Raw genomic sequence first — 25,205 nt, 5'->3', positions numbered from 1 at the left:
GTCTATCCCTTCGCCGGACGAAATACGGGGAGGGTGATCTTGTCATCGAGCGCCTCGAAGGCGACCTCGAGTTTCATGTCGAGCTCGAGCGCCTCCGGCGTCTGCGGGCAGTCGATGATGTTGCTCATCATGCGCGGCCCCTCGGCGAGCTCTACCACCGCGATCGCGTAAGGCGGCGTGAAGCCGGGCGCGGCGGGACGGTGATTGATCACGTAGCTGTAGAGAAAGCCCTTGCCGCTCGCCTTGAAGATGGTGACCTTGCGCGAGGCGCAGGACGGACAGAACGGGCGCGGCGGGAAATAGACATGCGCGCAGGCGTCGCAGCGCTGCAGACGCAATTCGCCCGCCTTGGTGCCGTCCCAGAAATGCTGGGTCTCGGGCGTCGGTTTCGGTCGCGCGCGCTGCGGTTCGGCCATCTCGGCAGGTCCTCCCAAGGCCAAGCTTAGCCCGGCTGTTGCGATCTTGATGCGACAATCGACCATGGCGCGTCAACGGTCCAGCAATGCGCATGCATGCCATCATGCGCACAATGCTTGTGTCGCACTGAGGCGGCGCTATAGATTGCGCGAAATATTCCGTGAGACAGACATGCCCGATTTTCCGACACTGGCGAAGCTCGCCGACGACTTTGAGAGCGGCCGCACCACCTCCCGCAAGCTGGTTGAGGCGTGCCTCGCCAAAATCGCCGATCCGGCCGGCGAGGGCCAGCGTGCTTTCATCCATGTCGACAAGGACGCTGCGCTCGCGGCGGCGGATGCCATGGACGGTTTGCGCAAGGTGAAGGCGGCGCCGTCGCGCTACGCCGGTATCCCGGTCTCGATCAAGGATCTCTTCGACATCAAGGGCCAGGTGACGCGCGCCGGCTCGCGCGCGCTCGACGATTCCTCGCCGGCCGAACAGGATGCCCCCGCGGTGGCGCGGCTGCGCAAGGCCGGCTTCGTCGTGATCGGGCGCACCAACATGACCGAGTTCGCCTATTCCGGCATCGGCATCAATCCGCATTACGGCACACCAAAGGGCGCCTGGAACCGGGGCGTGGGCCACGTGCCCGGCGGTTCGTCCTCGGGCGCCGCGGTGTCCGTGCTCGACGGCATGGCCCATGGTGCGCTCGGTACCGACACCGGCGGCTCCTGCCGGATTCCGGCGGCCTATAACGGCATCGTCGGCTACAAGCCGACGCAGCGCCGCGTGCCGCTCGACGGGGCTGTGCCGCTGTCGTTCTCGCTCGACAGCATCGGCCCGCTGGCACGATCGGTCAGTTGCTGTGCCATACTCGATGCCGTGCTCGCGAACGAGCCGATCGCCGCGCTGAAGTCGCGGCCGGTGAAAGGCATGCGGCTCGCGGTGCCGACCACGATCGCGCTCGACGACCTCGACGCGGAAGTGGCCGAAACGTTCGAGCGTGCGCTCAAGAGCCTGGCCGATCACGGGGCGGTCATCGAGCGCATCGAGATGGCCGAATTCCACGACATCGGTCCGATGAATGCCAAGGGCGGCTTTGCCTCGGCTGAAAGCTACGCCTGGCACCGCTATCTCCTCACGTCCAAGGGCGACGTCTACGACCCCAGAGTCTCCGTGCGCATCATGCGCGGGGAGGCGCAGAGCGCGGCCGACTATATCGATCTTCTCCACGAGCGCCGCTCGCTGATCGCGCGTGTGAATGCACGCATCGCGCCCTTCGACGCGCTGGTGCTGCCGACCACGCCCAACACGCCGCCGAGAATCGCCGACCTTGTCGATGACAAGGCATTCACGCGCGAGAACATCCGCGCCCTGCGCAATTGCAGCCTCATCAACATGATCGACGGCTGCGCCATCTCGCTGCCTGCGCATCGCGTGGGCGAGATTCCCGTCGGCGTGATGCTGGCGGGGACGGGCGGATCGGACCGCCGCATCTTCGAGCTTGCTGCCGGCATGGAGGCCGTAATTCGTGTTTGACCTGACTTTCACCGTCGACGCCCAGGACACCACCACCCCGCTGACGCTGGCGATCGACCAGATGGTCATCGCCGGCTGGACCGGGCGCGATCCCGTCGCGCGCGACAAGCACATCGCCGAGCTCGAGGCGGTCGGTATCGCCCGGCCGGCCTCGACGCCGATCTACTATCGCGCCTCGGCGCGGCGGCTGACTATGGAAGACAGCATCGAATGCACTGGCGGCGATTCCAGCGGCGAGGTCGAGTTCGTGCTGATCGGCTGGCAGGGCCGCATCTTCGTCGGCTGCGGCTCCGACCACACCGACCGCAAGGTCGAGGCCTACAACGTCACGGTGTCCAAGCAGATGTGCGACAAGCCGATCGCATCCACGCTATGGGAGCTCGAGGACGTCATCGGCCATTGGGACAGGATGATTTTGCGCTCCTGGGCCACCATCAAGGGTGAGCGCGTGCTCTACCAGGAGGGTACGCTGGACGCGATGCTGCCGGTCGACGACCTCATCGCGCGCGGCTTTCCCGGTGGCAAGCTGCCCGACGGCTGCGCCATGTTCGGCGGCACCTTTGCCGCCAAGGGCGGCATCCGTCCCGCCGACCGCTTCGATTTCGAGCTGGAGGACCCCGTGCTGAAGCGGACGATCAAGCACGGCTACGACGTGGCGACGCTGCCGGTGCTGGGCTGATCTGCCTCCGCACCCTCATTGCGAGCGGAACTCTCTCCGCCGTCATTGCGAGGAGCCCTTGCGACGAAGCAATCCAGGTTGGTTCCGTGGCGGGATTCTGGATTGCTTCGCTTCGCTCGCAATGACGAGGAGAGAGTCGGAAATCGGGTGGCAGAGGGCGGGCGGCCTTGCGAAAGTCAGAGCGATGACAGCAACAGCACGCAAATCGACTCAATCTCCGGCAGCCGACATTGCCGCCCACATCGATGCCCTCGACTGGACGCAGATCACCGGCGAACTCGACTCCCAGGGCTGCGCCGTCCTGAAGCGCCTGCTGACGCCGGACCAATGCCGCGCCATCGCCGCGCTCTATCCTGACGACACGCACTTCCGCAGCCGCATCGTCATGGGCCGCCACGGCTTTGGGCGCGGCGAGTACAAATATTTCTCCTATCCATTGCCCGATCTGATCGCGCAATTGCGCCCGGCGCTATATGCGCATCTCCAGGGCGTCGCCAATCGCTGGAATGGGGCGATGGGAATCGACATCCGCTACCCCGCCGAACAGGCCGCGTTCCTGAAGCGCTGCCACGACGCGGGGCAGGCGCGGCCGACGCCGCTGCTGCTGCAATACGAGGCCGGCGATTTCAATTGCCTGCATCAGGATCTCTATGGCGAGCACGTGTTCCCGCTCCAGGTCGCGATCCTCCTGTCCGAGCCGGGACGCGATTTTACCGGCGGCGAGTTCGTGCTGACCGAGCAGCGCCCGCGCATGCAATCCCGCGCCGAAGTGGTGCCACTGGCGCAGGGCGATGCGGTCGCTTTTGCCGTGCATCACCGCCCGGTGCAGGGGACACGCGGCACCTACCGGGTTAATCTGCGCCATGGCGTGAGCCGGATTCGCTCGGGACAGCGCCACACGCTGGGTGTGATCTTTCATGATGCCAAGTGAGCGTGACGATTGACGGCAGACTTGTTCGATAGTGTCGCCGAGGCGCAGCCGTCACGCGAGGAGATCGCCGACGGTGCTGTGCTGCTGCGCGGCTTCGTCAAGCCGATCGAGAGCGAGCTGATCGCAGCGGTGCGTGCGATCGTCGCGCAATCGGCGTTCCGTCGGATGACTACGCCCGGCGGCCACCTGATGTCGGTGGCAATGACCAATTGCGGCGAGCGCGGCTGGATCACCGATCATACCGGCTATCGCTATGACCCCATAGATCCGCGAACGGGCGCGCCATGGCCCGAAATGCCGCCCGTGCTCCGTGATCTCGCCCGCCGCGCGGCGGAGCAGGGCGGCTTCGCGGGCTTCGGGCCCGATGCCTGCCTCGTCAATCGTTACGAGCCCGGCACGCGGCTGTCGCTGCATCAGGATAAGGACGAGCTGGACTATTCGGCACCGATCGTCTCGGTCTCGCTCGGACTGCCCGCGACGTTCCTGTTCGGCGGCATGGCGCGCGGCGACAAGCCGCGCCGCTTCCGGCTGGTCCATGGCGACGTCGTGGTCTGGGGCGGGGCGAGCAGGCTCGCCTACCATGGCGTTGCGCCGCTCGCCGACGGCGAGCATGCGCTACTCGGCCGGAAACGGATCAACCTGACGTTCCGCAGGACGCGCTAGTGTTCGGAGCAGTCGTTCCGGGGCGATGCGAAGCATCGAACCCGGAACCTCGAGATTCCGGGTTCACGCTTTCGCGTGCCCCGGAATGACGAAGACTACGGCTTCGGCGGGTGAATGAACGCCCAGGGGCTGACTTCCGAATCCCGCGTCACTTCCACCGAGATCAGATACGGCCCGCCGTGGGCGAGCGCCTTCTCCATCGCCGCCTTGAACTGGTCGGGCGCTGTGACGCGCGCTGCCGCGACGCCAAAGGATTCCGCGAGCTTGACGAAATCGGGGTTGACCAGATCGGACGCCACCACGCGGCCGTCGAAACGTTCGCGCTGGTCGCGGCGGACATTGCCGTAGGCGTTGTTATTGAACACCAGCGTCACCACGCCGATGTTGAACTGCACGGCGGTGGCAAGCTCCTGCACGCCGAACATGAAGCCGCCGTCGCCGGTGATCGCCACCACCGGCTTGTCGGGATTGGCGACCTTGGCGCCGAGCGCGGTCGGGAAGCCCGAGCCGAGCGTACCCTGATAACCTGATGTGATGAAGGTGCGGGGCTCGTAGATCGGGAAGCCGTACCAGGATGCGAAACCGAACTGGGACAATTCATCGGTCACGATCGCGTTCGGCGGCAGCACCTCGCGCAGGATGGTGAGATACGCCATCTGCGGCTGGATACGCTGGATCTCGGCTTGCGCGGTCGCAGTGGCCTCGCGGATTTCTCCCCGCCGGCCGCTCGTCCTCGCATAGCCGGCCCTCTTCACGGCTGTGACGAGATCCGCTGTGCCGGTCTTGGCATCGGCGACAATAGCGATGTCGGAGGCGAGCCGGCGCATCTCGGCCGGATCGATATCGACACGAATGGATTTCAGCCCCTTCGGCTGATACGGCCAGCGGAAGCCCGATGCCGGCAGTTCCGCGCGCGTGCCGATTGCGATCATCAAATCGGTCTTCGGCCACAACTTGTAGGCCGCCGCCATCGTCAGACCGAGCTCATGCGCGTTGGAGACGATGCCGCGGCCGCTGCGGAAGGCGACGACAGGCGTGTCGATCATCTCGGCGAGCTCGAGGATCTCCTCTCGCGCTTCGATCGCGCCGCTGCCGACGAAGATCATCGGCGCCTTGCTGTTCTTGATCAGCGCGGCAGCCTGGTTGATCATGTCAGAGTCGGGCTGCGGCGCGGGCAGCGGCTCCAGCACCTTTGCGGCGGCCGTGTCGGCGCGCTGCGTGAACACATCCCACGGCATTTCAACCGAGGCGGGGCCACGCCGGCCGGACGTCATCTCCTGGAAGGCGCGCGCGACGGTGGACGGCGCATTGCCGGGATATTCGATCCGGTCCGCCCATTTCACATAAGTGCGCAGGGTCGCGAGCTGATCCGGCATCTCGTGCAGATGGCCGCGGCCCTTGCCGAGAAATGGCGTCGGTACTTGTCCGGTAACGCACAGCACCGGCTCATTGCAGCCGAAGGCGGTGAGCAGTGCCGCGCTGGCGTTGAGCACGCCGGGACCGGGCACCACGCTGAACACGCCGGGCCTGCCGCTCGATCGCGCATAACCGAACGCCATGTAGCCGCAGGCCTGCTCGTGGCGCGCGCCGATCACCTTGAGCTGCGCCTGGTGGAAGGCGTCGAACAGGCCGTAGACCTGCGCGCCGGGCAGGCCGAACACGGTGTCGACACCGTGGGCGACAAGGCCGCTTACGATTGCTTCGCCGCCGGTAAGGGTGGTCATGGCATCATCCCATTTCGATTATTGTTCAGGCTTCGTCGACGACGCCGTTACGTAAAGATCCGATGCCCTCGGCCGCGACTTCGATCATATCGCCTGGCTTTAGATAACGAGGCGGATCGAACCGCGCACCAGCCCCCGTCGGCGTGCCCGTGACGATGATGTCACCGGGAACGAGCGTCGCGAAGGTCGAGATATAGCTGATGAGGTAGCGGAACGGAAACATGAGCCGGCTGGTGCGGTCGTCCTGGCGCAGCTCGCCGTTGACATGCGTGGTGAGGCGGATGTCGGCGATCTGCGATTCCTGTGTGTAGGGCACAAGCCACGGGCCGAGGCTGCCGCTGGAATCGAAGTTCTTGCCCTGCGTGACGTTAAACTTGGCGTGGCGCAGCCAGTCGCGCACCGAGCCTTCGTTGCAGAGGGTCAGCGCGGCGATGTGATCGAGCGCGGCGCTTTCAGCAATGTGCCGGCCGGCCTTGCCGATCACCAGCACGATCTCGCCCTCATAGTCGAGCTGCGCGGAGGCGCGCGGGCGCACCAGCGGCGTGTCGTGGCCGACGAAGGAGCGCGGCGAGCGCATGAACATGCTCGGATATTTCGGTGCGTCCTGGCCGTCCTTGTACTCGGCATTGCGGTCGGGATAGTTGACGCCGATGCAGATGATCTTTTCCGGCGCGGGCACCGGCGGCAGCCAAATGATGTCACCGAGCGCGTGATCCGGCGTGCGGCCGGCAGCCTCTTCGGCGAGGCTCGCGAGCTTTCCTGCCGCGATCACCTCGCGCAGCGTCGGATAGTCTTTTGCGTGGCGCGCGGAGAGATCGACAATGCCGCCGTCGACGACGGCGCCGTAGCGGACAGCATCCTTGACGGAATAGGTGGCGAGGCCAGGGAGTGTCATCGCTTAATCCGCCACCAGCACGTCGGCCACGAACTTCGGCTCACGCACGGTTTGCCCAGCGAATGGCGAGCCCTGCTCGAACCAGGAGCGCGGGGCGGGCGCGCCCCACAAGGTCTGGCGGCGTGGATCGCGCAGCGACCAGCGCAGCGGCTCGTGGTCGTGATCGCCGGTGAAATAGTCGCTGGTGTAGAGTTCGAGACGGTGTCCATCGGGGTCGCGGACATAGAGGAAGAACGCATTCGAGATGCCGTGGCGGCCGGGACCGCGTTCGATGTTCTTCACGAACCCTTGCGAGGCCATGACGTCGCAGAGATGGATGATGTTCATCGCCGTCGGCGTCCAGTACGCGAAGTGATGCAGCCGCGGGCCCTTGCCGTTGGTGATGGCAAAATCGTGGACATTGCCCTTGCGGTGCATCCAGGCAGCCGCGATGCGCCCGTTAGGTCCGTCTTCCTCGGCGTATTCGGTGAGACGGAAGCCGAGCCGGGCATAGAATTCGACGGTGTCCTGCACCTCGGCGGCGAAGACGTTGAAATGGTCGAGCCGCTGCGGGTGGCAGCCCCTGTAGAGGTCGTAGCGACGCAGCAGATGCGGCCGCCGGTCCATCGACGCATACAGCTCGATCTGGAAACCGAAGGGATCGGTGAATTGCAGCGTGCGGCCCTGGAAAGGCTGATCGACGAAGGCGTAGCCAAGGCCGTTCTCGGAAAGGAACTTTGCGGCCTTGTCGAGATCCCCGTCATTGCCGACCTTGAAGCCGAGCCGGTTGCAGGCAGGCACCGCCGCCTTGCGCAAGACCAGCGAGTGATGCTGATGCTCCTCGGCGGCGCGCAAGTAGACGACCTTGTCGTCGGCGTCCTCGACATGCAGGCCGACAACGCTTTCATAGAACTCGCGGCTGAGCTTCAGGTCAGTGACGTCCAGCACGGCATGGCTGGAGCGGATGATGTTGAACGGCGGCTCGAAGATATGTTGCGGCACGGGCATGGTGTTTCCCCTCTCTGGACCCCGTCATTCCGGGGCGGTCCGTCAGGACCGAAGCCGGAATCTCGAGGTTCCGGGTTCGCTTCGCGCCCCGGAACGACGGTGATTCTAGATTCCCAGCTTTTGAATTTTGTGCGTGCCCCGCGCGAGCGAGACGTGCTTGGTTTCCATGTAGAAGTCGAACGAGTAATCGCCGCCGTCGCGGCCGATGCCCGACGCTTTCATGCCGCCGAATGGGGTCGGCAGATGGCGGACGTTTTCTGAGTTCAGCCAGATCATGCCGGCTTCGAGTGCATCGGCAACGCGCAAAGCGCGGCCGAGATTGTTGGTCCAGACGTAGCCGGTGAGCCCATAACGGATGTCGTTGGCGATCTCGATCGCGTCTGCCTCGTCCTTGAAGGACAGCACGGTGAGGAAGGGGCCGAACACCTCTTCCTGTGCCACCCGCATCTTGCCATGCGCTCCGGTCACCAGCGTTGGCTCGACATAATGTCCGCCGCCCGGGCCGTCATAGGCCTTGCCGCCGACCGCGATCGTCGCGCCGTCCTGGCGTGCGATGTCGAAATAGGAGCAGACTTTTGCCAGGTGCCGCTCGTGGATCAGCGGCCCGATCTCGGTCGCGGGATCGAGGGGGTGGCCGACCTTCAAGGCTTTTACGCGCGCGGCCAGCTTCTCGATGAATTTTTCGGCAATGCTGGCCTGGATCAGCAGGCGGCTCGACGAGGTGCAGCGCTCGCCGTTGAGCGAGTAGATCATGAACACGACCCCATCGAGCGCGCGGTCGAGATCGGCGTCGTCGAATACGATCACCGGGTTCTTGCCGCCGAGCTCGAAATGCACGCGCTTCAGCGTCGGTGCGCCCTGAACCATGATCGCCGAGCCCGTCGCGCTCTCGCCGACGAAGCCGATCGCCTTGATGGCGGGATGCTCGGTCAATGCCTTGCCGGCCTCTTCGCCAAAGCCGTGCACGGTGTTGAGCACGCCGTCGGGAACGCCGGCTTCCTTGACGAGCTTTGCCAGAATGGCCGCCGTGACCGGCGACCACTCCGCCGGCTTGTGCACCACGGTGCACCCTGCTGCGAGAGCAGGCGCAATCTTCCAGGTCGAGAGCATGAACGGCGTATTCCACGGCGTGATCACGCCGACCGGGCCGATCGGCACGCGGGTCGAGACGTTCCAATGCTCGTCGCTCGGCGTGTTCTGGCCGTCGCGCGCCTCGCCGCATCTGTCGGCAAAGAAGCGGAAGTTTTCGGCGGCGCGGATCGCGGCCTTGGCCATGAAGCGATAGGCCTGGCCGGTGTCGATGCATTCGAGCACCGCGATGTCGTCGGCATTGTCCTCGATGGCGTCGGCGACCCGATGCAGCAGCTTCTTCCGCATCGCCGGTGCCATGTCGCGCCAGGACTTGAAGGCAAGGGCGGCCGCGGTGGCGGCGCGATCGATATCCTCGGCATTGCCGCGGGCAACGCTTGCGAGCGTCGCGCCGTCGACCGGCGATTTCGTCTCAAATGTCTCGCCTGAGATCGACGGCACGATCTTGCCATCGATCATGTGGCCGATGCCGTCGGCGCGCAGCGTCTTCAGCAGCGGTGCGACGCGTTCGCGGTTGGCCTGGAACACATCGGCTTTGGGCGTGGGCTTATCCATTGGCGGCCTCCATTTTCAGGGCGTCGTGGATGTTGTTGCGCTTCCAGCTCGTGTCCTTGTCGTTGATCTGCATGTCGAACGACAGGGCGAATTTCGAGCTTGCGAAGACGGGATCCAGATGCCGGGAGAGCGCCTGGAACACGTGCTCGCCGGCCTCCTTGCGGGTCTTGAGGTCGCGGCCTTCGCCGATGCGCAGCACCATGTCGAGAAAGCCGTAATCCTGCCTGTTATCGGCGATGGCATAATGCTCGCACCTGACGGCGCGGACGCGGATGCCGCCGAGCGGGAAGATGCCGGTCTCGACCGCCGCCTTGCGCACCACCTCGCACGCCGCGCCGATGTCGACGCGGCCGTCGAGATTGGCCGAATATTCGATCGTGAAATGCGGCATCGCGGTTTCACTCCCTATTTTTGTTGGCCTAAGCGAAGTAGCAGCTCACCGAGCCATAGGCGCCGTAATCGGCCTGAATTGTGTCGCCCTTGCGGGTCTCGATCGGACGGATGAAGGAACCGGCGAGCACGACCTGTCCGGGCTCGAGCGCAAGACCGAGCGGTGCGATCTTGTTGGCGAGCCAGGCGACGGCGGTCGCGGGATGATTGAGCACGCCGGCGGCAAGGCCGGTCTCTTCGAGCTGGCCGTTCTTGAAACAGAGCGCGCCGATCCAGCGCAAATCGGCGTCCAGCGGGCGGATCGGCCGTCCACCCAGCACGATGCCGGCATTGGCCGCGTTGTCGGCGATGGTGTCGAAAATCTTTCGCGTTGCCTTGGTCTGGGGATCGACGCGCTCGATCCGCGTGTCCAGAATCTCGAGCGCCGGCACCACGAACTCGGTGGCGTTCAGCACGTCGAATAGCGTGCAGTCGGGACCCGCGAGGCGCTTGCTCATGACGAAGGCGAGCTCGGCTTCGACGCGCGTCGCGATGAAGCGCTCCGTCGGGACGAAGCCACCATCGGCGAAGAACATGTCGTCGAGCAGCACGCCGGAATCCGGCTCGTTGATGGCGAGCGCACTCTGCATCGCCTTCGAGGTCAGGCCGATCTTGTGTCCCCTGACGATGCGCCCCTCGGCGATCTTGACGTCGACCCAAGCCTTCTGAATCGCGTAGGCGTCAGCGATGCTGATGTCGGGAAAATCCTGCGAGAGCTGCCGGATCTGCGTGCGGGTCTTCTCCGCCTGGTGCAGACGGTTCGCGCAAGCTCGGATATCGTCGTTGGATAGCGCCATTTGTGATCTTACAAATCGGGGTGCGGGAAGATACTTAACATGTTAAGTGAATGCGTCAATCGAATTGTGGGCTTGCTGCACTGCAACATTTCACGGATTGAAGGGGCATTATGGTGAAGAGACCGGCTGATCCAGCGGACGACGGCGCAGCCGCCGTGCGGCAGGTGCCGATGCGCGACTTCTCGCGTTCGCTGCCGATGTCGCTGCTGCGGGCACGCGAGGCGGTCATGCGGCAATTCCGTCCCTCGCTGCGCGAGCATGGCCTGACCGAGCAGCAATGGCGCATCCTGCGCGCGCTGGCCGCGATCGACACGGTCGAGGTCACGGAACTCGCGCGCACTGCGTTCCTGCTCGGTCCGAGCCTGTCGCGCATCCTGCGCGACCTGGAGGCGCGCAATTTGATCGAGCGCAAGACCGCGAAGGCGGACCAGCGCCGCAGCATGGTCTCGATCTCGGAAAAGGGCGTGAAGCTGATGGCTTCCGTCGCGCCGTCCTCCGAAGCGATCTATGCGGAGATCACGCGGCGCTTTGGCGCACGCAAGCTCGCCGAACTGCAGGAGATGCTCGGCGAACTCGAACGGAGTCTTGCAGGGCTTGGCGCGGCCGAAGAGGCAAGTGCCGGGGAGTGAAAGCAGATATGCGCGAGCGCGCGGCAACAATCATGGACATCGCCGCATTTTTTCGCTCAAGTGCCGCTCAAGCCGATGCGCAAAAATCGGCGGCCCTTGCCGGGCGGCAGCTGGGCGGCGATAGTGAACACCGCCCGCAAGGTCGGCGTCAGCGAAGTCAGCATCCAGAGGGCGACTGCATAGGTCTTGCGTCATTGCGAGCGTAGCGCGGCGCCTCGGTTCGCGGTAACAGCGGGTCTTGCCGTCGTGGCACGCCTTATGGTGACGATGGTCCCGACAACACGGTCCAAACAACGAAGAAGGAAGGCAACGTGGCGAACAAGGTCAAGGAAATCTGGAAGTCGGGCAAGGCCGTGGTCAACGCGTGGCTCGCGATTCCCTCCGGCTTCTCCGCCGAGATGATCGCGCAATGCGGCTTCGACAGCGTCACCGTCGACATGCAGCACGGGGTGCAGGATTATCTCTCGATGGTGCAGTGCTTCCAGGCGATGGACAAGCATCCGATCACGCCGATGGTCCGCGTGCCCTGGAACGAGCCCGGCATCATCGGCAAGGTGCTCGACGGCGGCGCCTATGGCGTGATCTGCCCGATGGTCAACACGCCGCAGGAAGCCAGGAACCTGGTTTCCTATGCCAAATATCCGCCGAAGGGCGTCCGCTCCAACGGCCCGATCCGCGCCGGCATGTACGGCACCGCGGGCTCCTACCAGAAGACGGCGAACGACGACATCGTGCTGCTGCCGATGATGGAGACCAAAACCGCCGTCGAGAACATGGAAGCGATCTTCGACGTCGAAGGGATCGACGGCGTCTATATCGGCCCGTCCGACCTCGGCTTCTCCTATGGCCTCGAGCCGAAGCTCGATCGCAGCGAGCCGGAGATCCTCGCGATCTACGACAAGATCATCAAGGAATGCGGCAAGCGCGGCCTCAATCCCGGCATCCATTGCAGCGGCGCCGAGGGTGCCGCGCGCGCCATCAACATGGGCTTCAAGCTGGTGACGCTCTCGAACGAGGTCGGTTTGATGACGACCTACGCGAAGATGCAGGTGAATGCGACCCGCAAGGATGCGGGCGGCAAAGCCTGAACTCCCTGTGTCCCGGACGCGGTGCGGCGCGCAGTGCCGCTCCGCAGAACCGGGACCCAGTCGTTTGCAACGTACGTGACGTGACAAGTGGACCCCGGATCAGCAGCGCACCGTTTCACGCTGCGCTGCGTCCGGGGCACGATAGTTTCGATACAGGAGACCTCCCATGACCATCAGCCCCGTCATTCGCCTGCATCCCGATGATGGCGTGCTGATCGCGCGCGCGAGCCTGCCGCCGGGAACGTTGGTGGCCGACGGCGTAACCACGGTCGAGCGCATTCCCTCCGGCCACAAGGTCGCGATCAAGCCGATCGCAGTCGGCGAGCCCGTGATACGCTACGGCCAGATCATCGGCTTTGCGACGGTGCCGATCGGGCCGGGCCAGCACGTGCACGTGCAGAATTGCGGCATGGGCGATTTCGCCAAGGACTACGCCTATTGCGTCGACGTCAAGCCGACGCCGAATTTCGACCTGCCGGCGACCTTCGAGGGCATCCGCCGCCCGGACGGCCGCGTCGCCACGCGCAACTATATCGGCATCCTGACTTCGGTGAATTGCAGCGCGCATGTCGCGAGCCTCGTCGCCGACGTCTTCAAGAAGAATCCGTTCACCGGCGCCAATCCGCTGGCCGACTTCCCCAATGTCGACGGCGTTGTCGCGCTGACCCACAAGACCGGCTGCGGCATGACGCAGAACGAGCCGCTGGCGCTGCTCCGCCGCACGCTCGGCGGCTATGCGCGGCACGTGAACTTCTCTCATGTGATCGTGCTCGGCCTCGGCTGCGAGGTGAACCAGATCGGCGGCCTGATGGAGGAGCAGAAGCTCGCGGGACGTCTGCGCGCGATGGACATCCAGGAGGTCGGCGGCACCCGCAGGACCGTGGAAGCCGGCATCGCCTTCGTGCGCGAGGCGCTTGCGGATTCCAACAAGGTCAAGCGCGAATCCGTGCCGGTGAGCGAATTGACCGTGGCGCTGCAATGCGGGGGCTCGGATGGCTATTCCGGCGTATCCGCCAATCCGGCGCTGGGTGCGGCCAGCGATCTCATCGTGCGTCACGGCGGCACCGTGATCCTGTCGGAGACGCCTGAGACCTATGGCGCCGAACATTTGCTCACGCGCCGCGCCGTCAGTCGCGAGGTCGGCGAGAAGCTCGTCGATCTCATGCGCTGGTGGGACGAATACACGACGCGCGAAGGCGCCGAGATGAATGCCAATCCGAGCCCCGGCAACAAGGCCGGCGGTCTCACCACCATTTTGGAGAAGTCGCTCGGTGCAATGGCGAAGGCCGGCACCACCAACCTCGTCGAGGTACTGCGCTATGCCGAGCCCATCACCAAGAAGGGTTTCGTCTTCATGGACACGCCCGGCTACGATCCTGTTGCCGCGACCGGGCAGGTCGCCGGTGGTGCCAATCTCATCTGCTTCACCACGGGCCGCGGCAGTGTGTTCGGCTGCAAGCCGGCGCCCTCGATCAAGCTGGCGACCAACACGCCCATGTACAAGCGCATGGAGGAGGACATGGACGTCAATTGCGGCACCATCCTCGAAGGCGAGGAGAGCGTCCAGCAATGCGGCCAGCGCATCTTCGAACTCATCCTGAAGACCGCCTCCGGCCAGCCGACCAAGAGCGAGAGCTTTGATTTCGGCGGTGCCGAGTTCGCGCCCTGGGTGCTCGGCGCGACGATGTAGCAAAGCCGCAGCCCGTGCCATAGGCACGGTCTGCCCGTTGTTAGTGCTTGATCGAGGTCACCAGCGGTGTTCTGCTCAAAAAAGCTGCTGGAGTACCGCATCCCGTGTCGATCTACGTCGCATTACACCACGTCACGCACTACAAATACGACCGCCCGATCGATCTCGGCCCGCAGACCATCCGTCTGCGGCCGGCGCCGCATACGCGCACGCCGATCCTGAGCTATTCGCTCAAGGTCACGCCGGCCAATCATTTCGTGAACTGGCAGCAGGATCCGCTGGGCAATTGGATCGCGCGTTACGTCTTCCCGGAGAAGACGACCGAGCTCAAGATCGAGGTCGATTTCACGGCGCAGATGACCACGGTCAATCCGTTCGACTTCTTCGTCGAGCCCTACGCCGACAGCTTTCCGTTCGAATATCCGCAAGATCTCAAGACGGAACTCGCGCCTTATCTCGAGACCGTCAAGCCGGATCGGCTGTTCGCGAAATATCTCGACACGATCCCGCACGAAGCCCCGAACACCGTCAACTTCCTGGTCGATCTGAACAGAGAGTTGCAGAAAAGGATTGGCTACGTCATCCGCATGGAGGCGGGCGTGCAGACGCCGGAGGAGACGCTCTCCTCCGCGGCCGGCTCGTGCCGAGACTCCGCCTGGCTTCTGATCCAGACCTTCCGTCACCTCGGTCTCGCCGCCCGTTTCGTCTCCGGCTATCTGATCCAGGTCCGTCCCGACATCGATCCGATCGAGGGGCCGCCGGAGGTCGAGAATGATTTCACCGACCTGCACGCCTGGGCGGAGGTCTACCTGCCGGGCGCGGGCTGGATCGGCTTCGACGCGACCTCGGGCATGCTTGCGGGCGAGGGCCACATCCCGGTCGCCGCGACGCCGCACTACCGCTCGGCGGCGCCGATCTCCGGCGGCGCCGGATTTGCCGAGGTCGAATTCGCCTTCGACATGAGCGTCCGGCGCATTCGCGAGGCGCCGCGCATCACAAAACCGTTCTCGGATGAATCCTGGATACGGCTCAACGATCTCGGCGAGCAGGTCGACGGCGATCTCGCCGCGCAGGACGTGCGTCTGACCATGGGCGGCGAGCCGACCTTCGTCTCCGTCGATGATCTCGAAGGCGCCGAGTGGAATACGGACGCCGTCGGCCCGACCAAGCGCGGGCTCGCCGACGATTTGATCCGCCGCCTGCGCGCGCGCTTCGGACCGGGTGGCCTGCTGCACTTTGGTCAGGGCAAATGGTATCCCGGCGAAAGCCTGCCGCGCTGGGCCTTTGGCCTGTACTGGCGCAAGGATGGCGTGCCGATCTGGAAGAATGCCGACCTCATTGCCAGCATCGAAAATCCGCGGCCGGCCCAGGCCAAGGACGTCAAGGCGTTCGTGGAGGGCACGGCGTTGCGGCTCGGGCTCGATCCCGGCTACATCATGCCGGCCTATGAGGACACCGCGTACTGGCTGCAGAAGGAATCCGAGCTTCCCGTCAACGTCGACCCGTCCGATTCCAAATTGTCCGATCCGGAGGCCCGCGCGCGGATGGCGCGGGTGTTCGAGCAGGGGCTCAACAACCCTCGCGGCTTCGTGCTGCCGGTGCAGCGCTGGAATGCGCCGCCACGCTGGCGCAGCGAGCGCTGGCAGCTCCGGCGCAGTCATCTGTTCCTGATGCCGGGCGATTCGCCGCTCGGCCTGCGCTTGCCGCTCGACTCGCTCGGCTATGTCCCGCCCGATCAATATCCCTACATCGTCGAGCGGGATCCGATGGAGCCCCGCGGCAAGCTGCCGGTGTTCAGCCTTCCGGCGCGTCCGGACTCGTCGGAGCAGCTCGAGCCCGAAGAGCTCAACACCTCCGTCCCGGTCCGCACCGCGATGTCGGTCGAGGTCCGCGACGGCGTGCTCTGCGCCTTCATGCCGCCGGTCGAGCAGATCGAGGATTATCTCGAGATGATCGCAGCGCTCGAAGCGACCGCCGAGGAGATGCAGCTCCAGGTCCATGTCGAAGGCTATCCGCCGCCGTTCGATCCGCGCGTCGACGTGATCAAGGTGACGCCTGATCCCGGCGTGATCGAGGTCAATGTCCAGCCGGCGAAGAACTGGCGCGAGGCCGTCGACATCACCACCGGGCTCTATGAGGATGCAGGCAAGACACGCCTCGGCGCCAACCGCTTCCTGGTCGACGGCCGCCACACCGGGACCGGCGGCGGCAATCACGTCGTGGTCGGCGGCGCCTCACCGCAGGACTCGCCGTTCCTGCGCCGGCCCGATCTGTTGAAGAGCCTGGTGCTGTATTGGCAGCGTCATCCCTCGCTGTCCTATTTCTTCTCCGGCCTGTTCATCGGCCCGACCAGTCAGGCACCGCGCATCGACGAAGCGCGCCACGACAGCATTTACGAGCTCGAGGTCGCGCTCTCGCACGTGCCGCCGCCGGGCTACCAGGCGCCGCTGTGGCTGGTGGATCGTTTGTTCCGGCATCTCCTCGTCGACATCACCGGCAATACCCATCGCGCCGAGATCTGCATCGACAAGCTCTATTCACCGGATGGCTCGACCGGCCGGCTCGGCCTCGTCGAATTCCGCGCGCTCGAAATGCCGCCGGATCCGCGCATGTCGCTGGCGCAGCAGCTCCTGATCCGGGCGCTGATCGCAAAATTCTGGCGCGAGCCGCAACAAGGCAAGTTCGTGCGCTGGGGCACCGCGCTGCACGATCGCTTCATGCTGCCGCACTTCATCTGGGAAGATTTCCTCGATGTGCTCTCCGAGTTGAAGCAGTTCGGCTATCCGTTCGAGCCCGAATGGTATCTGGCCCAGCTCGAATTCCGCTTCCCCGCTTTCGGCCGCATCCATCATGGCGGCGTGACGCTGGAGCTGCGGCAGGCGCTGGAGCCTTGGCACGTGCTCGGCGAGGAGGGCTCGGCCGGCGGCACCGTGCGCTATGTCGACTCATCGGTCGAGCGGCTCCAGGTCAAGGCGGAAGGCTTCGTCGAGGGCCGCCATATCGTCAGCTGCAACGGCCGCCGCCTGCCGATGACCTCCACCGCCCGCTCGGGCGAGGCGGTGGCCGGCGTCCGTTTCAAGGCCTGGCAGCCGGCCTCCGGCCTGCACCCGACCATTCCCGTTCACGCGCCCCTGACCTTCGACCTCATCGACACCTGGAACGGCCGCTCGCTCGGCGGCTGCGTCTATCACGTCGCCCATCCCGGCGGCCGCAGCTACGACACCAAGCCCGTCAACACCTACGAGGCCGAGGCGCGGCGGCTGGCGCGGTTCCAGGACCACGGCCATACGCCCGGTCCGATGCAGCCGCCGCCCGAGGAACGCACAAATGAGTTTCCGCTGACCCTCGACTTGCGGACTCCGCTCCTGCAATGAGTATGATGCCGGGGCAGGGAGAGGCGCATGGCCGAGGGCGCAGCCGAAGAGGACGACAAGGCGGGTAGGGCGCAAGGCCAGCGTGAAGGCCAGCGCCGCTTCGCGCAATGGGTCCGCGACTACAGCCGCCTGCCCGGCATCCCCGACGAGTTTCTCGGCCCGGACGGCAAGCCCCGCGCGGTCTGGAGCCGCTTCTTCGATGCCTTCGGCGCACTCGCGCCCGACGAGGTCGAGCGGCGGTTTGGCATGGCCGACCGTCATCTCCGCGAAGCCGGCGTCACCTATCGCGCGCCCGGCGAGAGCGCCGACCGGCCCTGGTCGATCAGCCATCTGCCGCTGCTGATCGACGAGGCCGACTGGAAGCAGCTGTCCGACGGCATCACCCAGCGCGCCGAGCTGCTCGAGCTCGTGCTGCGCGACATCTATGGCGAGGGCCGCCTCGTCGCCGAAGGCGCGCTGCCGGCGGCTGCGATCGCCGGGAGCCCCGAATATCTCCGCCCCGTCTGCGGCGTGCCGCCGCCGGGCGGGCGCTATCTCTCGCTCTATGCCGCCGATGTCGGCCGCGGGCCCGACGGCCGCTGGTGGGTGCTCGGCGACCGCACACAGGCGCCGTCGGGCGCGGGCTATGCGCTGGAGAACCGCCTGGTGCTCTCGCGCGCCTTCTCGGATCTCTACAAGTCGATGAACGTCCCGCGCGTCGCGCCGTTCTTCGAGGCGTTTCGCGACAGCCTTCGCGCGCGTGCCGACCGCGACGAGCCGCGGATCGGCGTGCTCACGCCAGGCAGCTTCAGCGAGACCTATTTCGAGCACGCAACATTGGCGCGCTATCTCGGCTTTTTGCTGGTCGAGGGCGATGATCTCGCCGTCAGCGACAATCATATCCACATCCGTACGGTCGCGGGCCTCAAGCGCCTCGACGTGCTGCTGCGCCGTGTCGATTCCAATTCGCTCGACCCGCTCGAGCTCGATGCCTCCTCGCGGCTCGGCGTGGCCGGCCTGATCGACGTGCTGCGCAAGGACGGTGTCGTCGTCGCCAACATGCCGGGCTCGGGCGTCCTGGAGGCGCGCGCAATGCTCGGCTTCCTGCCGGCGCTCAGCCGCCGCCTGCTCGGCGAAGAGCTGAAGATGCCGCACATCGCGACCTGGTGGTGCGGCCAGCGCTCGGCGCGCGACGAGGTGCTGTCACGACTCGACGAGGTCGCGATTGAAGGCGCCTATCGGCGCGGCGTTCCCGGTTTCGACAGCAACGGTCCGGTGCTCGCCAGCGAGCTCGATGCCGCCGGGCGCCAGCGCCTGATCGACGCCATCGCCGCGCGCGGCATGGACTATGTCGGCCAGGAGGTGGTGCGGCTCTCGACCATGCCGGTGTGGGATCAGGGGCAGATCACGCCGCGTCCCTTCGTGCTGCGCGTGTTCGCTGCCGCGACGCCGGACGGCTGGGCCATCATGCCCGGCGGCTTCTGCCGGATCGCCGAGCAGGCGGATGCGCGCGCGGTGTCGATGGGCGACGGCGCACGCTCCGCCGACGTCTGGGTGGTTTCGGACAAGCAGGTCTCGACCGCGACGCTGCTGCCCGCGGTCGACAAGGTGCGCATCCGCCGTATCGCCGGCGTGCTGCCGAGCCGCGCCGCCGACAATCTGTTCTGGCTCGGCCGCTATCTCGAACGCGCCGAGGCGACGCTGCGGCTGGTGCGGGCGCTGGGCTCGCCGAGCGGACCCAACAAGGGCACCGCGGCCTCGCTGCAATCGGCGGAACGTATCCAGCGCCTGCTGGTGACCTGGGGTGCGATCTCGCAGACCTCGCGCGCGGCGCCCGGCCGCATCGTTGCCGAAGCGCTGCAGAGCCCGGAGCGTTTCGGCTCGGCACTGTCGCTGGTCCGCGCGGCCCAGCGCACGGCGACCTCCTTGCGCGAGCGGCTGTCGCCCGATGCGTGGCAAGTCATCACCGAGATGACCGAGCGGCTGGCCTGGGAGGTCGAGGACGAGGACAGCGTGCTGAGCGCGGCCGAGCTGACCTTGCAGGAGCTCGCGAGCTTTGCCGGCCTGGCGCATGAGAACATGAACCGCGCCGCCGGCTGGCGCTTCCTCGATATCGGCCGCCGCACCGAGCGTGCCATCAACACCACGCGCTTTGCCCGGCAGTTTGCCTATGACGAGGCCGGCGACGAGGATCTCGATATCCTGCTGACGCTGGTGGATTGCCAGATTACCTACCGCTCGCGTTATCTGCTGGCGCCGATCCTGGCGCCGGTGCGCGACCTCGCCGTGCTCGACGGCTACAATCCGCGTTCGGTGGCGTTCCAGGTGACGGCGCTGAACGAGCATATCGCCGCGCTGCCTAGCCTGAAGGAGCACGGCCTGATCGAGAAGCCGCAGCGGCTTGCGGTCGCGATGCAGGCGATGCTCGCGACCGCGGAGGCCGAGAAGCTCGAGGTCAAGACGCTGTTCGCACTTGAGCAGGATCTGCTCAGCCTCGCCGAGGCGGTCGGGCAGCACTATTTCCCGCACGGCCCCAATGCCAGCCGCCCGGAAAAGCTGACGGGGCTGGCGTGATCTACGACATCCGTCACGTCACCACCTATGAGTATGAAAGCCCGGTCAGCTTCGCCCGATGCACGCTGCGGCTGGAGCCGAGGAGCGGCAATGGCCAGGAGCTGATCTCGCACCATGTCGAGATCCGTCCGCGCCCTGCGGAGCGTAGCGTCCGGCGCGATTTCTTCGGCACCCTGACCGAGAGTGTCGTGATCGAGGCCGCGCATCGCACTCTGCGCATCGATTCTCGCTCTCGCGTGAAGGCGTCGCGCCAGCCGCCGGCGCGCGCCGCTGTCAGCCCGGACTGGGAAAGCATTCGCGACATGGCTTTCGAGGCGACGAGCCTCGGGCCGTCCTCGCCGGTCGGCTATGTCTTTGCGAGCCCGCTGGTACCGGTGCTGGCACCGGTCAGCGCCTATGCGGCGGAGAGCTTTGCGCCCGGCGTGGGCATCCTCGCCGGGACGGTCGATCTGATGCATCGCATCCGTACCGAATTTCGCTACGACCCCAAGGCGACGGTGATCTCGACGCCGCTCAACGAGGTCTTTGCCAAGCGCCATGGCGTCTGTCAGGATTTTGCCCATGTGATGATCGCGGGGTTGCGCGGGCTGGGCCTGCCCGCGGCCTATGTCAGCGGATATCTGCGCACCATTCCGCCGGCGGGCCAGCCGCGCCTGCAGGGCGCCGACGCTACTCATGCGTGGGTGTCGCTGTGGTGCGGGGAGGAGCTTGGCTGGGTCGATTTCGATCCGACCAACGATCTTATGGTCGCTGGCGACCATATCGTCCTCGCGGTCGGCCGCGACTTTTCCGACGTTTCGCCGGTCGACGGCATCATTGTCGGCTCGCCGAAGCAAAAGCTCGACGTCGCCGTCGACGTGCTGCTGGTAGAGTGACGCGGTTTTGCCGCTACGGTGCCGTCGGCGCTTTGGATGTATCGAGTTGTAATCGCAATCTTATGTTGCGTGGCACAACAGTAATATATTTCCGTGCTGTCGCCCCAGGATTTGGTCAGTCGGCCCAAGATGGGCTATGCTGGCGCTTGCGTCGAGGACGAGAATAAGACGTCGGGAGTTGGCGTGGAACACCACCGACAGACGGGGCTGCATCCATGATGACGTTACCGAGACTGGCGGCCGAGACCTTGGAAAGGTTGCTGGGCTCGTTCATGCGGCGCCGCTACGACGAGTCCTACGCCAGGGTGCTGGAAGGCTCGACCCGCACGGCGATGGAATGCATCGGCAACAGCGACGCACTCTATCACAATATCGAACATACGATGCTGGTGACGCTCGCCGCTCAGGCGATCCTCATGGGACGCAATCTTCACACGCATCTTGCGGCAGAGGACTACATCCACGTTTTGATCGCCTGCCTCGCGCACGACATCGGTTACGTCCGCGGTCTGTTTCCGGAGGATGACGAAGACGGTTTCATCATCGATGATTCCGGCACCAAGGTGTCGTTGCCGCGCGGCGCTTCGGATGCCAGTCTGATGATGTATCACGTCGATCGCTCGAAGCTGTTTGTGCGGCGGCGGCTGCCGCCGGTCCGGGGCGTTGACAGCGAACGCATCGCTCGCGCCATCGAGGGCACGCGGTTTCCGGCCCGGGAGGGCCAGGACTATGACGACGAGGCCTCGATCCTCCGTGCCGCCGACTTCATTGGGCAGCTTGGCGACCCCAACTATCTGCGCAAGGCCAACGCGCTCTACTACGAGTTCGAGGAGGTCGGCATGAACCGCCAGCTCGGCTACGATTCGCCTGCCGACATCGTGAACCGCTATCCCCAATTCTACTGGAACAGCGTCGCACCGCATATCCAGACCGAGATCGGCTACCTCAACAAGACCGAGATCGGCCGGCAGTGGATCGCCAATCTCTACAGCAACGTGTTCCGCGCCGAGCGTGACATCTCGCTGTCCGGGCCGCAGAAATAGCTTCGCTTGTATGCAGCAAAAAACCGCCACCACGGATATCCTCGATATCGCCTATCGGGAATACGGCGCGCCGGACGGCTGGCCCTGCATCCTGGGCCACGGCTTTCCCTACGATGTGAACGCCTATGCCGACACCGCGTCGATCATTGCGCAAGCGGGCGCGCGGGTGCTGGTGCCCTGGCTGCGCGGCTACGGGCCGACGCGGTTCCGCTCCGCTGCGACGTTGCGCTCCGGCGAGCAGGCGGCGCTTGGCGCCGATCTCCTGGCCTTCATGGATGCGCTTCACATCGAGCGCGCGGTCGTCGGCGGTTATGACTGGGGCGGGCGCGCGGCCTGCGTGGTCTCCGTGCTGCATCCCGAGCGTGTGATCGCCCTCGTCTCCGGCAATTCCTACAACATCCAGGACATCGCGCGTTCGATGGAGCCGGCCTCACCTCCGGAGGAGGCGGCGCTCTGGTATCAATATCTCTTCCACAATGAGCGCGGCCGCCGCGCGCTGGAGCGCAACCGGCGCGGTTTTGCGCGCCAGCTCTGGGCGATGTGGTCGCCGAAATGGGCCTACGACGACGCGACATTCGAGACCAGCGCCATCTCGTTCGACAATCCCGATTTCGTCGATGTCGTGATCCACTCCTATCGTCACCGTTACGCGCTGGTCGCGGGCGACCCCGCTTATGCCGCGATAGAGGCGAAGCTCGCCGCGCAGCCGCCGGTCCATGTCCCGACCATCGCGATCGACGGCGACAGCGATGGCGTCAATTCCGGGACCGCGCACCACGCGCGCAAGTTCGAGGGATTTTTCGAGCGGCGCGTCTTTACCGGCGCCGGCCACAATTTGCCGCAGGAGCGGCCGGCCGAATGGGCGCAGGCCGTGATCGATGTGCGGAAAGCGGCCTCATAGAGCCGGGTTTCTGGTCCCGCTGTCTTGCCGCTCCGCCAGCCTTCCAATTTTTCCTGATCCTGGGAACCTTTTCCAACCGCAGCCGTCCAAGCTGTTGGGCCGCCTTCTGTACGCGGTTCGTTGCAGGGGAGGCTCTCGATGAAGACACAAACGCGCAGGCTGGAACGTGTCGCGGTCGCGCAGGCGCCGAGCGAACGGCCTGAGAGGGCGGAGGTCGAGCAGGCGATCCGGACCATGATCCGCTGGGCCGGCGACGATCCCGCGCGCGACGGTCTGCGTGACACGCCGGACCGGGTCGCGCGCGCCTTCGAGGAGTATTTCTCCGGCTATGCGCAGGATCCGACCGAAATCCTGCAAAAGACGTTTGAGGAGATCGAAGGCTATGACGAGATGATCGTCCTGCGCGGCGTTCGCTTCGAAAGCCATTGCGAGCACCACATGGCGCCGATCGTCGGCCGCGCCTGGGTCGCCTATATCCCGCAAGGGCGCGTCGTCGGCATCTCCAAGCTCGCGCGTCTCGTCGACATCTACGCCAAGCGACTTCAGATCCAGGAGAAGATGACGGCGCAGATCGCCAACACGATCAACGATGTGCTGAGGCCCGAAGGCGTCGGGGTCATCATCAAGGCAACGCATCACTGCATGACCACGCGCGGCGCGCACAAGCCCGGGACCGATCTCGTCACCAGCCGCATGCTCGGCGTGTTCCGCGACAATGCGTTGACGCGTCAGGAGCTGCTGGGGCTGGCCAATTCGGACGATTGATCCGCGACAGCTCAAGGAAGCACGTCATGACCGAGGATGAGAAGCCGAGCGGGCCTGACCTGAGCAGGGGCGTGTCGCTGGCCGAGTTCAAGGACAGCAAATTGCTCGGCCATGTCGGCGAGGAAGACGTCCTGCTGGTGCAGGTCGGCAGCGAGATCTTTGCGATCGAGCCGGCCTGCAGCCACTATCACGGACCGCTCGCCGAAGGGCTGGTCGTTGCCGACACCATCCGCTGCCCCTGGCATCACGCCTGCTTCTCCTTGCGATCAGGCGAGGCGACCCGTCCGCCGGCGCTGAACGCGCTGGCGGTGTGGGAGGTCTCGCGCGATCAGGACAAGATCATCGTAGAGCGCAAGCGCGAGATGCCGAAGCCTTCGGTGTCTCACCGTACGGCACCGGCGCCGGAAAAATTCGTCATCGTCGGCGGCGGCGCGGCGGGTTTCGCGGCGGCGGAGACGCTCCGCCGCGAGGGCTTTGCCGGCGCTATCACCATGCTCAGCAATGACAGCGCGATGCCGGTGGACCGGCCCAATCTCTCCAAGGATTACCTCGCGGGCAGCGCGCCGGAGGATTGGCTGCCGCTGCGGGGCGAGGACTACTATCAAGACGCCGGCATCGACCTTAGGCTCAACACGAATGTCTCGGCGATCGAAGCCAAAACGCGCAGCGTGACGCTGGGCAACGGCGACAGGCTGCCGTTCGACCGGCTGCTGCTCGCGACCGGCGCCGAGCCGATCAGACTGCAGATTCCGGGGGCGGACCAGCCTCATGTCTACACCTTGCGCTCGGTCGCCGACAGCCGCGCCATCATCAAGGCGGCCGGCAGCGCGAAGCGTGCGCTGGTGATCGGCGCCAGCTTCATCGGCCTCGAAGTTGCGGCCTCCCTGCGGGCGCGCAAGATCGAGGTGCACGTGGTCGCGCCGGAAGAACGGCCGATGCAGAAGGTGCTCGGTCCCGAGATGGGCGACTTCGTGCGCGCGCTGCATGAGGAGAATGGCGTCAACTTCCATCTCGAGGACACCGTGGAAAAGCTGGACGGCACGCGCGCCACGTTGAAGAGCGGTGGTGTGATCGAGGCCGAACTGGTCGTGGTCGGCATCGGCGTCAAGCCGCGCCTCGCGCTCGCCGAGCGGGCGGGGCTTGCGGCCGACCGGGGCGTCAGCGTGAGCGAATATCTGGAGACCAGCGTATCGGGCATCTTCGCGGCCGGCGACATCGCGCGCTGGCCCGATCCGCATTCGCGGCAAACCATCCGCGTCGAGCACTGGGTCGTGGCGGAGCGGCAGGGCCAGACGGCGGCGCGCAACATGCTCGGCAAGCGCGAGCGCTTCGACGCCGTGCCGTTCTTCTGGTCGCAGCACTATGACGTGCCGATCAACTATGTCGGCCACGCCGAGAGCTTCGACGACATCGCGATCGACGGCAGCATTTCCGGCAAGGACTGCCTGCTGAAGTACCGCAAGGGCGGCCGCGTCCTTGCGGTCGCGTCAATTTATCGCGATCTCGATAATCTCAAGGCCGAGCTGGAGATGGAGCGGACGCGCGGCTGAGGCCGTATCCGATCTTGACTTGCGTCAATGGTGCCGCTGGCAGGGGCTGC

At 65.4% G+C, this 25,205-nt stretch carries 21 protein-coding genes; 14 read left to right on the top strand and 7 right to left on the bottom strand.

Annotated elements, in window-relative coordinates; all coding sequences use genetic code 11:
* Positions 1-2 precede the first annotated feature (2 nt).
* Positions 3-416: an OB-fold domain-containing protein gene (locus IVA88_RS07315; RefSeq protein ID WP_247496607.1), complete on the bottom strand. Its 414-nt coding sequence runs from the start codon at positions 414-416 to the stop codon at positions 3-5.
* Between the two features lie 172 nt (positions 417-588).
* Between IVA88_RS07315 and IVA88_RS07310 the strand changes: the two genes are divergently transcribed.
* From IVA88_RS07310 to alkB, 4 genes are all read left to right on the top strand, one after another.
* On the top strand, positions 589-1,938 hold the full coding sequence (locus IVA88_RS07310) for an amidase (RefSeq protein ID WP_247496606.1): 1,350 nt from the start codon (positions 589-591) through the stop codon (positions 1,936-1,938).
* Complete coding sequence (locus IVA88_RS07305; protein ID WP_247496605.1) at positions 1,931-2,617, top strand: DUF2848 domain-containing protein; 687 nt, start codon at positions 1,931-1,933, stop codon at positions 2,615-2,617. Before IVA88_RS07310 ends, IVA88_RS07305 begins: the two co-directional genes overlap by 8 nt.
* A gap of 184 nt (positions 2,618-2,801) precedes the next feature.
* Positions 2,802-3,548, top strand: coding sequence for a 2OG-Fe(II) oxygenase (locus tag IVA88_RS07300; protein WP_247496604.1), 747 nt, complete (start codon positions 2,802-2,804; stop codon positions 3,546-3,548).
* Between the two features lie 9 nt (positions 3,549-3,557).
* Positions 3,558-4,211, top strand: a complete 654-nt coding sequence (gene alkB, locus IVA88_RS07295; protein WP_247496603.1) for a DNA oxidative demethylase AlkB — start codon at positions 3,558-3,560, stop codon at positions 4,209-4,211.
* A 95-nt stretch (positions 4,212-4,306) separates the two neighbouring features.
* Here alkB and IVA88_RS07290 read toward each other — a convergent pair whose 3' ends face one another.
* From IVA88_RS07290 to hpaH, 6 genes are all read right to left on the bottom strand, one after another.
* A complete protein-coding gene (locus tag IVA88_RS07290; protein WP_247496602.1) occupies positions 4,307-5,935 on the bottom strand; it encodes a thiamine pyrophosphate-dependent enzyme in 1,629 nt (542 codons plus the stop codon).
* 25 nt (positions 5,936-5,960) lie between these two features.
* Complete coding sequence (locus IVA88_RS07285; RefSeq protein ID WP_247496601.1) at positions 5,961-6,830, bottom strand: fumarylacetoacetate hydrolase family protein; 870 nt, start codon at positions 6,828-6,830, stop codon at positions 5,961-5,963.
* A 3-nt stretch (positions 6,831-6,833) separates the two neighbouring features.
* A complete protein-coding gene (gene hpaD / locus IVA88_RS07280; protein ID WP_247496600.1) occupies positions 6,834-7,817 on the bottom strand; it encodes a 3,4-dihydroxyphenylacetate 2,3-dioxygenase in 984 nt (327 codons plus the stop codon).
* Positions 7,818-7,922: 105 nt separating this feature from the next.
* A complete protein-coding gene (gene hpaE, locus IVA88_RS07275) occupies positions 7,923-9,461 on the bottom strand; it encodes a 5-carboxymethyl-2-hydroxymuconate semialdehyde dehydrogenase (protein WP_247496599.1) in 1,539 nt (512 codons plus the stop codon).
* Positions 9,454-9,852, bottom strand: a complete 399-nt coding sequence (locus tag IVA88_RS07270; RefSeq protein ID WP_247496598.1) for a 5-carboxymethyl-2-hydroxymuconate Delta-isomerase — start codon at positions 9,850-9,852, stop codon at positions 9,454-9,456. Before IVA88_RS07270 ends, hpaE begins: the two co-directional genes overlap by 8 nt.
* A gap of 28 nt (positions 9,853-9,880) precedes the next feature.
* Positions 9,881-10,687: a 2-oxo-hept-4-ene-1,7-dioate hydratase gene (gene hpaH / locus IVA88_RS07265; protein WP_247496597.1), complete on the bottom strand. Its 807-nt coding sequence runs from the start codon at positions 10,685-10,687 to the stop codon at positions 9,881-9,883.
* A gap of 110 nt (positions 10,688-10,797) precedes the next feature.
* Here hpaH and hpaR point away from each other — a divergent pair, with 110 nt between their 5' ends.
* The 10 genes from hpaR (at position 10,798) to IVA88_RS07215 (ending at position 25,155) form a co-directional block, all read left to right on the top strand.
* The gene (gene hpaR / locus IVA88_RS07260; protein WP_247496596.1) at positions 10,798-11,316 is read left to right on the top strand and encodes a homoprotocatechuate degradation operon regulator HpaR; all 519 of its coding nucleotides are present in this window, start codon (positions 10,798-10,800) and stop codon (positions 11,314-11,316) included.
* Between the two features lie 311 nt (positions 11,317-11,627).
* On the top strand, positions 11,628-12,404 hold the full coding sequence (locus IVA88_RS07255) for an aldolase/citrate lyase family protein (protein WP_247496595.1): 777 nt from the start codon (positions 11,628-11,630) through the stop codon (positions 12,402-12,404).
* 166 nt (positions 12,405-12,570) lie between these two features.
* Positions 12,571-14,094 carry an altronate dehydratase family protein gene (locus tag IVA88_RS07250; RefSeq protein WP_247496594.1) on the top strand — a complete coding sequence of 508 codons (1,524 nt, stop codon included), beginning with the start codon at positions 12,571-12,573 and terminating at the stop codon, positions 14,092-14,094.
* Between the two features lie 104 nt (positions 14,095-14,198).
* The gene (locus IVA88_RS07245; protein ID WP_247496593.1) at positions 14,199-17,468 is read left to right on the top strand and encodes a transglutaminase family protein; all 3,270 of its coding nucleotides are present in this window, start codon (positions 14,199-14,201) and stop codon (positions 17,466-17,468) included.
* Between the two features lie 27 nt (positions 17,469-17,495).
* Entirely contained in the window at positions 17,496-20,021 is a 2,526-nt protein-coding gene (locus IVA88_RS07240) for a circularly permuted type 2 ATP-grasp protein (RefSeq protein WP_247496592.1), read from the top strand.
* A complete protein-coding gene (locus IVA88_RS07235; protein WP_247496591.1) occupies positions 20,018-20,896 on the top strand; it encodes a transglutaminase family protein in 879 nt (292 codons plus the stop codon). Before IVA88_RS07240 ends, IVA88_RS07235 begins: the two co-directional genes overlap by 4 nt.
* A 215-nt stretch (positions 20,897-21,111) precedes the next feature.
* Entirely contained in the window at positions 21,112-21,939 is an 828-nt protein-coding gene (locus IVA88_RS07230; RefSeq protein ID WP_247496590.1) for an HD domain-containing protein, read from the top strand.
* A gap of 10 nt (positions 21,940-21,949) precedes the next feature.
* Positions 21,950-22,840, top strand: a complete 891-nt coding sequence (locus IVA88_RS07225) for an alpha/beta hydrolase (RefSeq protein ID WP_247496589.1) — start codon at positions 21,950-21,952, stop codon at positions 22,838-22,840.
* A 138-nt stretch (positions 22,841-22,978) separates the two neighbouring features.
* Positions 22,979-23,605 (top strand): GTP cyclohydrolase I FolE, encoded by a 627-nt coding sequence (gene folE / locus IVA88_RS07220; protein WP_018456940.1) that lies wholly within the window; start codon positions 22,979-22,981, stop codon positions 23,603-23,605.
* Positions 23,606-23,631: 26 nt separating this feature from the next.
* Positions 23,632-25,155, top strand: coding sequence for an FAD-dependent oxidoreductase (locus IVA88_RS07215; RefSeq protein WP_247496588.1), 1,524 nt, complete (start codon positions 23,632-23,634; stop codon positions 25,153-25,155).
* The last annotated feature ends 50 nt before the right edge of the window (positions 25,156-25,205 follow it).

Origin of the sequence: Bradyrhizobium sp. 149 (assembly GCF_023073915.1) — a bacterium.
In the GTDB taxonomy this organism is placed as follows: Bacteria; Pseudomonadota; Alphaproteobacteria; order Rhizobiales; family Xanthobacteraceae; genus Bradyrhizobium.
The sequence above is the reverse complement of the archived record's forward strand: the minus strand, read 5'-3'. Positions and strand labels throughout refer to the sequence as shown.

Excerpts from the sequence above, each read along its gene's own strand:
- IVA88_RS07290 (WP_247496602.1), bottom strand. The coding sequence starts at position 5,935 with ATGACCACCCTTACCGGCGGCGAAGCAATCGTAAGCGGCCTTGTCGCC.
- folE (WP_018456940.1), top strand. The coding sequence starts at position 22,979 with ATGAAGACACAAACGCGCAGGCTGGAACGTGTCGCGGTCGCGCAGGCG.
- IVA88_RS07285 (WP_247496601.1), bottom strand. The coding sequence starts at position 6,830 with ATGACACTCCCTGGCCTCGCCACCTATTCCGTCAAGGATGCTGTCCGC.
- IVA88_RS07315 (WP_247496607.1), bottom strand. The coding sequence starts at position 416 with ATGGCCGAACCGCAGCGCGCGCGACCGAAACCGACGCCCGAGACCCAG.
- IVA88_RS07215 (WP_247496588.1), top strand. The coding sequence starts at position 23,632 with ATGACCGAGGATGAGAAGCCGAGCGGGCCTGACCTGAGCAGGGGCGTG.
- IVA88_RS07240 (WP_247496592.1), top strand. The coding sequence starts at position 17,496 with ATGGCCGAGGGCGCAGCCGAAGAGGACGACAAGGCGGGTAGGGCGCAA.
- hpaH (WP_247496597.1), bottom strand. The coding sequence starts at position 10,687 with ATGGCGCTATCCAACGACGATATCCGAGCTTGCGCGAACCGTCTGCAC.
- hpaR (WP_247496596.1), top strand. The coding sequence starts at position 10,798 with ATGGTGAAGAGACCGGCTGATCCAGCGGACGACGGCGCAGCCGCCGTG.
- IVA88_RS07225 (WP_247496589.1), top strand. The coding sequence starts at position 21,950 with ATGCAGCAAAAAACCGCCACCACGGATATCCTCGATATCGCCTATCGG.
- IVA88_RS07300 (WP_247496604.1), top strand. The coding sequence starts at position 2,802 with ATGACAGCAACAGCACGCAAATCGACTCAATCTCCGGCAGCCGACATT.
- IVA88_RS07270 (WP_247496598.1), bottom strand. The coding sequence starts at position 9,852 with ATGCCGCATTTCACGATCGAATATTCGGCCAATCTCGACGGCCGCGTC.
- hpaD (WP_247496600.1), bottom strand. The coding sequence starts at position 7,817 with ATGCCCGTGCCGCAACATATCTTCGAGCCGCCGTTCAACATCATCCGC.
- IVA88_RS07230 (WP_247496590.1), top strand. The coding sequence starts at position 21,112 with ATGATGACGTTACCGAGACTGGCGGCCGAGACCTTGGAAAGGTTGCTG.
- IVA88_RS07250 (WP_247496594.1), top strand. The coding sequence starts at position 12,571 with ATGACCATCAGCCCCGTCATTCGCCTGCATCCCGATGATGGCGTGCTG.
- hpaE (WP_247496599.1), bottom strand. The coding sequence starts at position 9,461 with ATGGATAAGCCCACGCCCAAAGCCGATGTGTTCCAGGCCAACCGCGAA.
- IVA88_RS07310 (WP_247496606.1), top strand. The coding sequence starts at position 589 with ATGCCCGATTTTCCGACACTGGCGAAGCTCGCCGACGACTTTGAGAGC.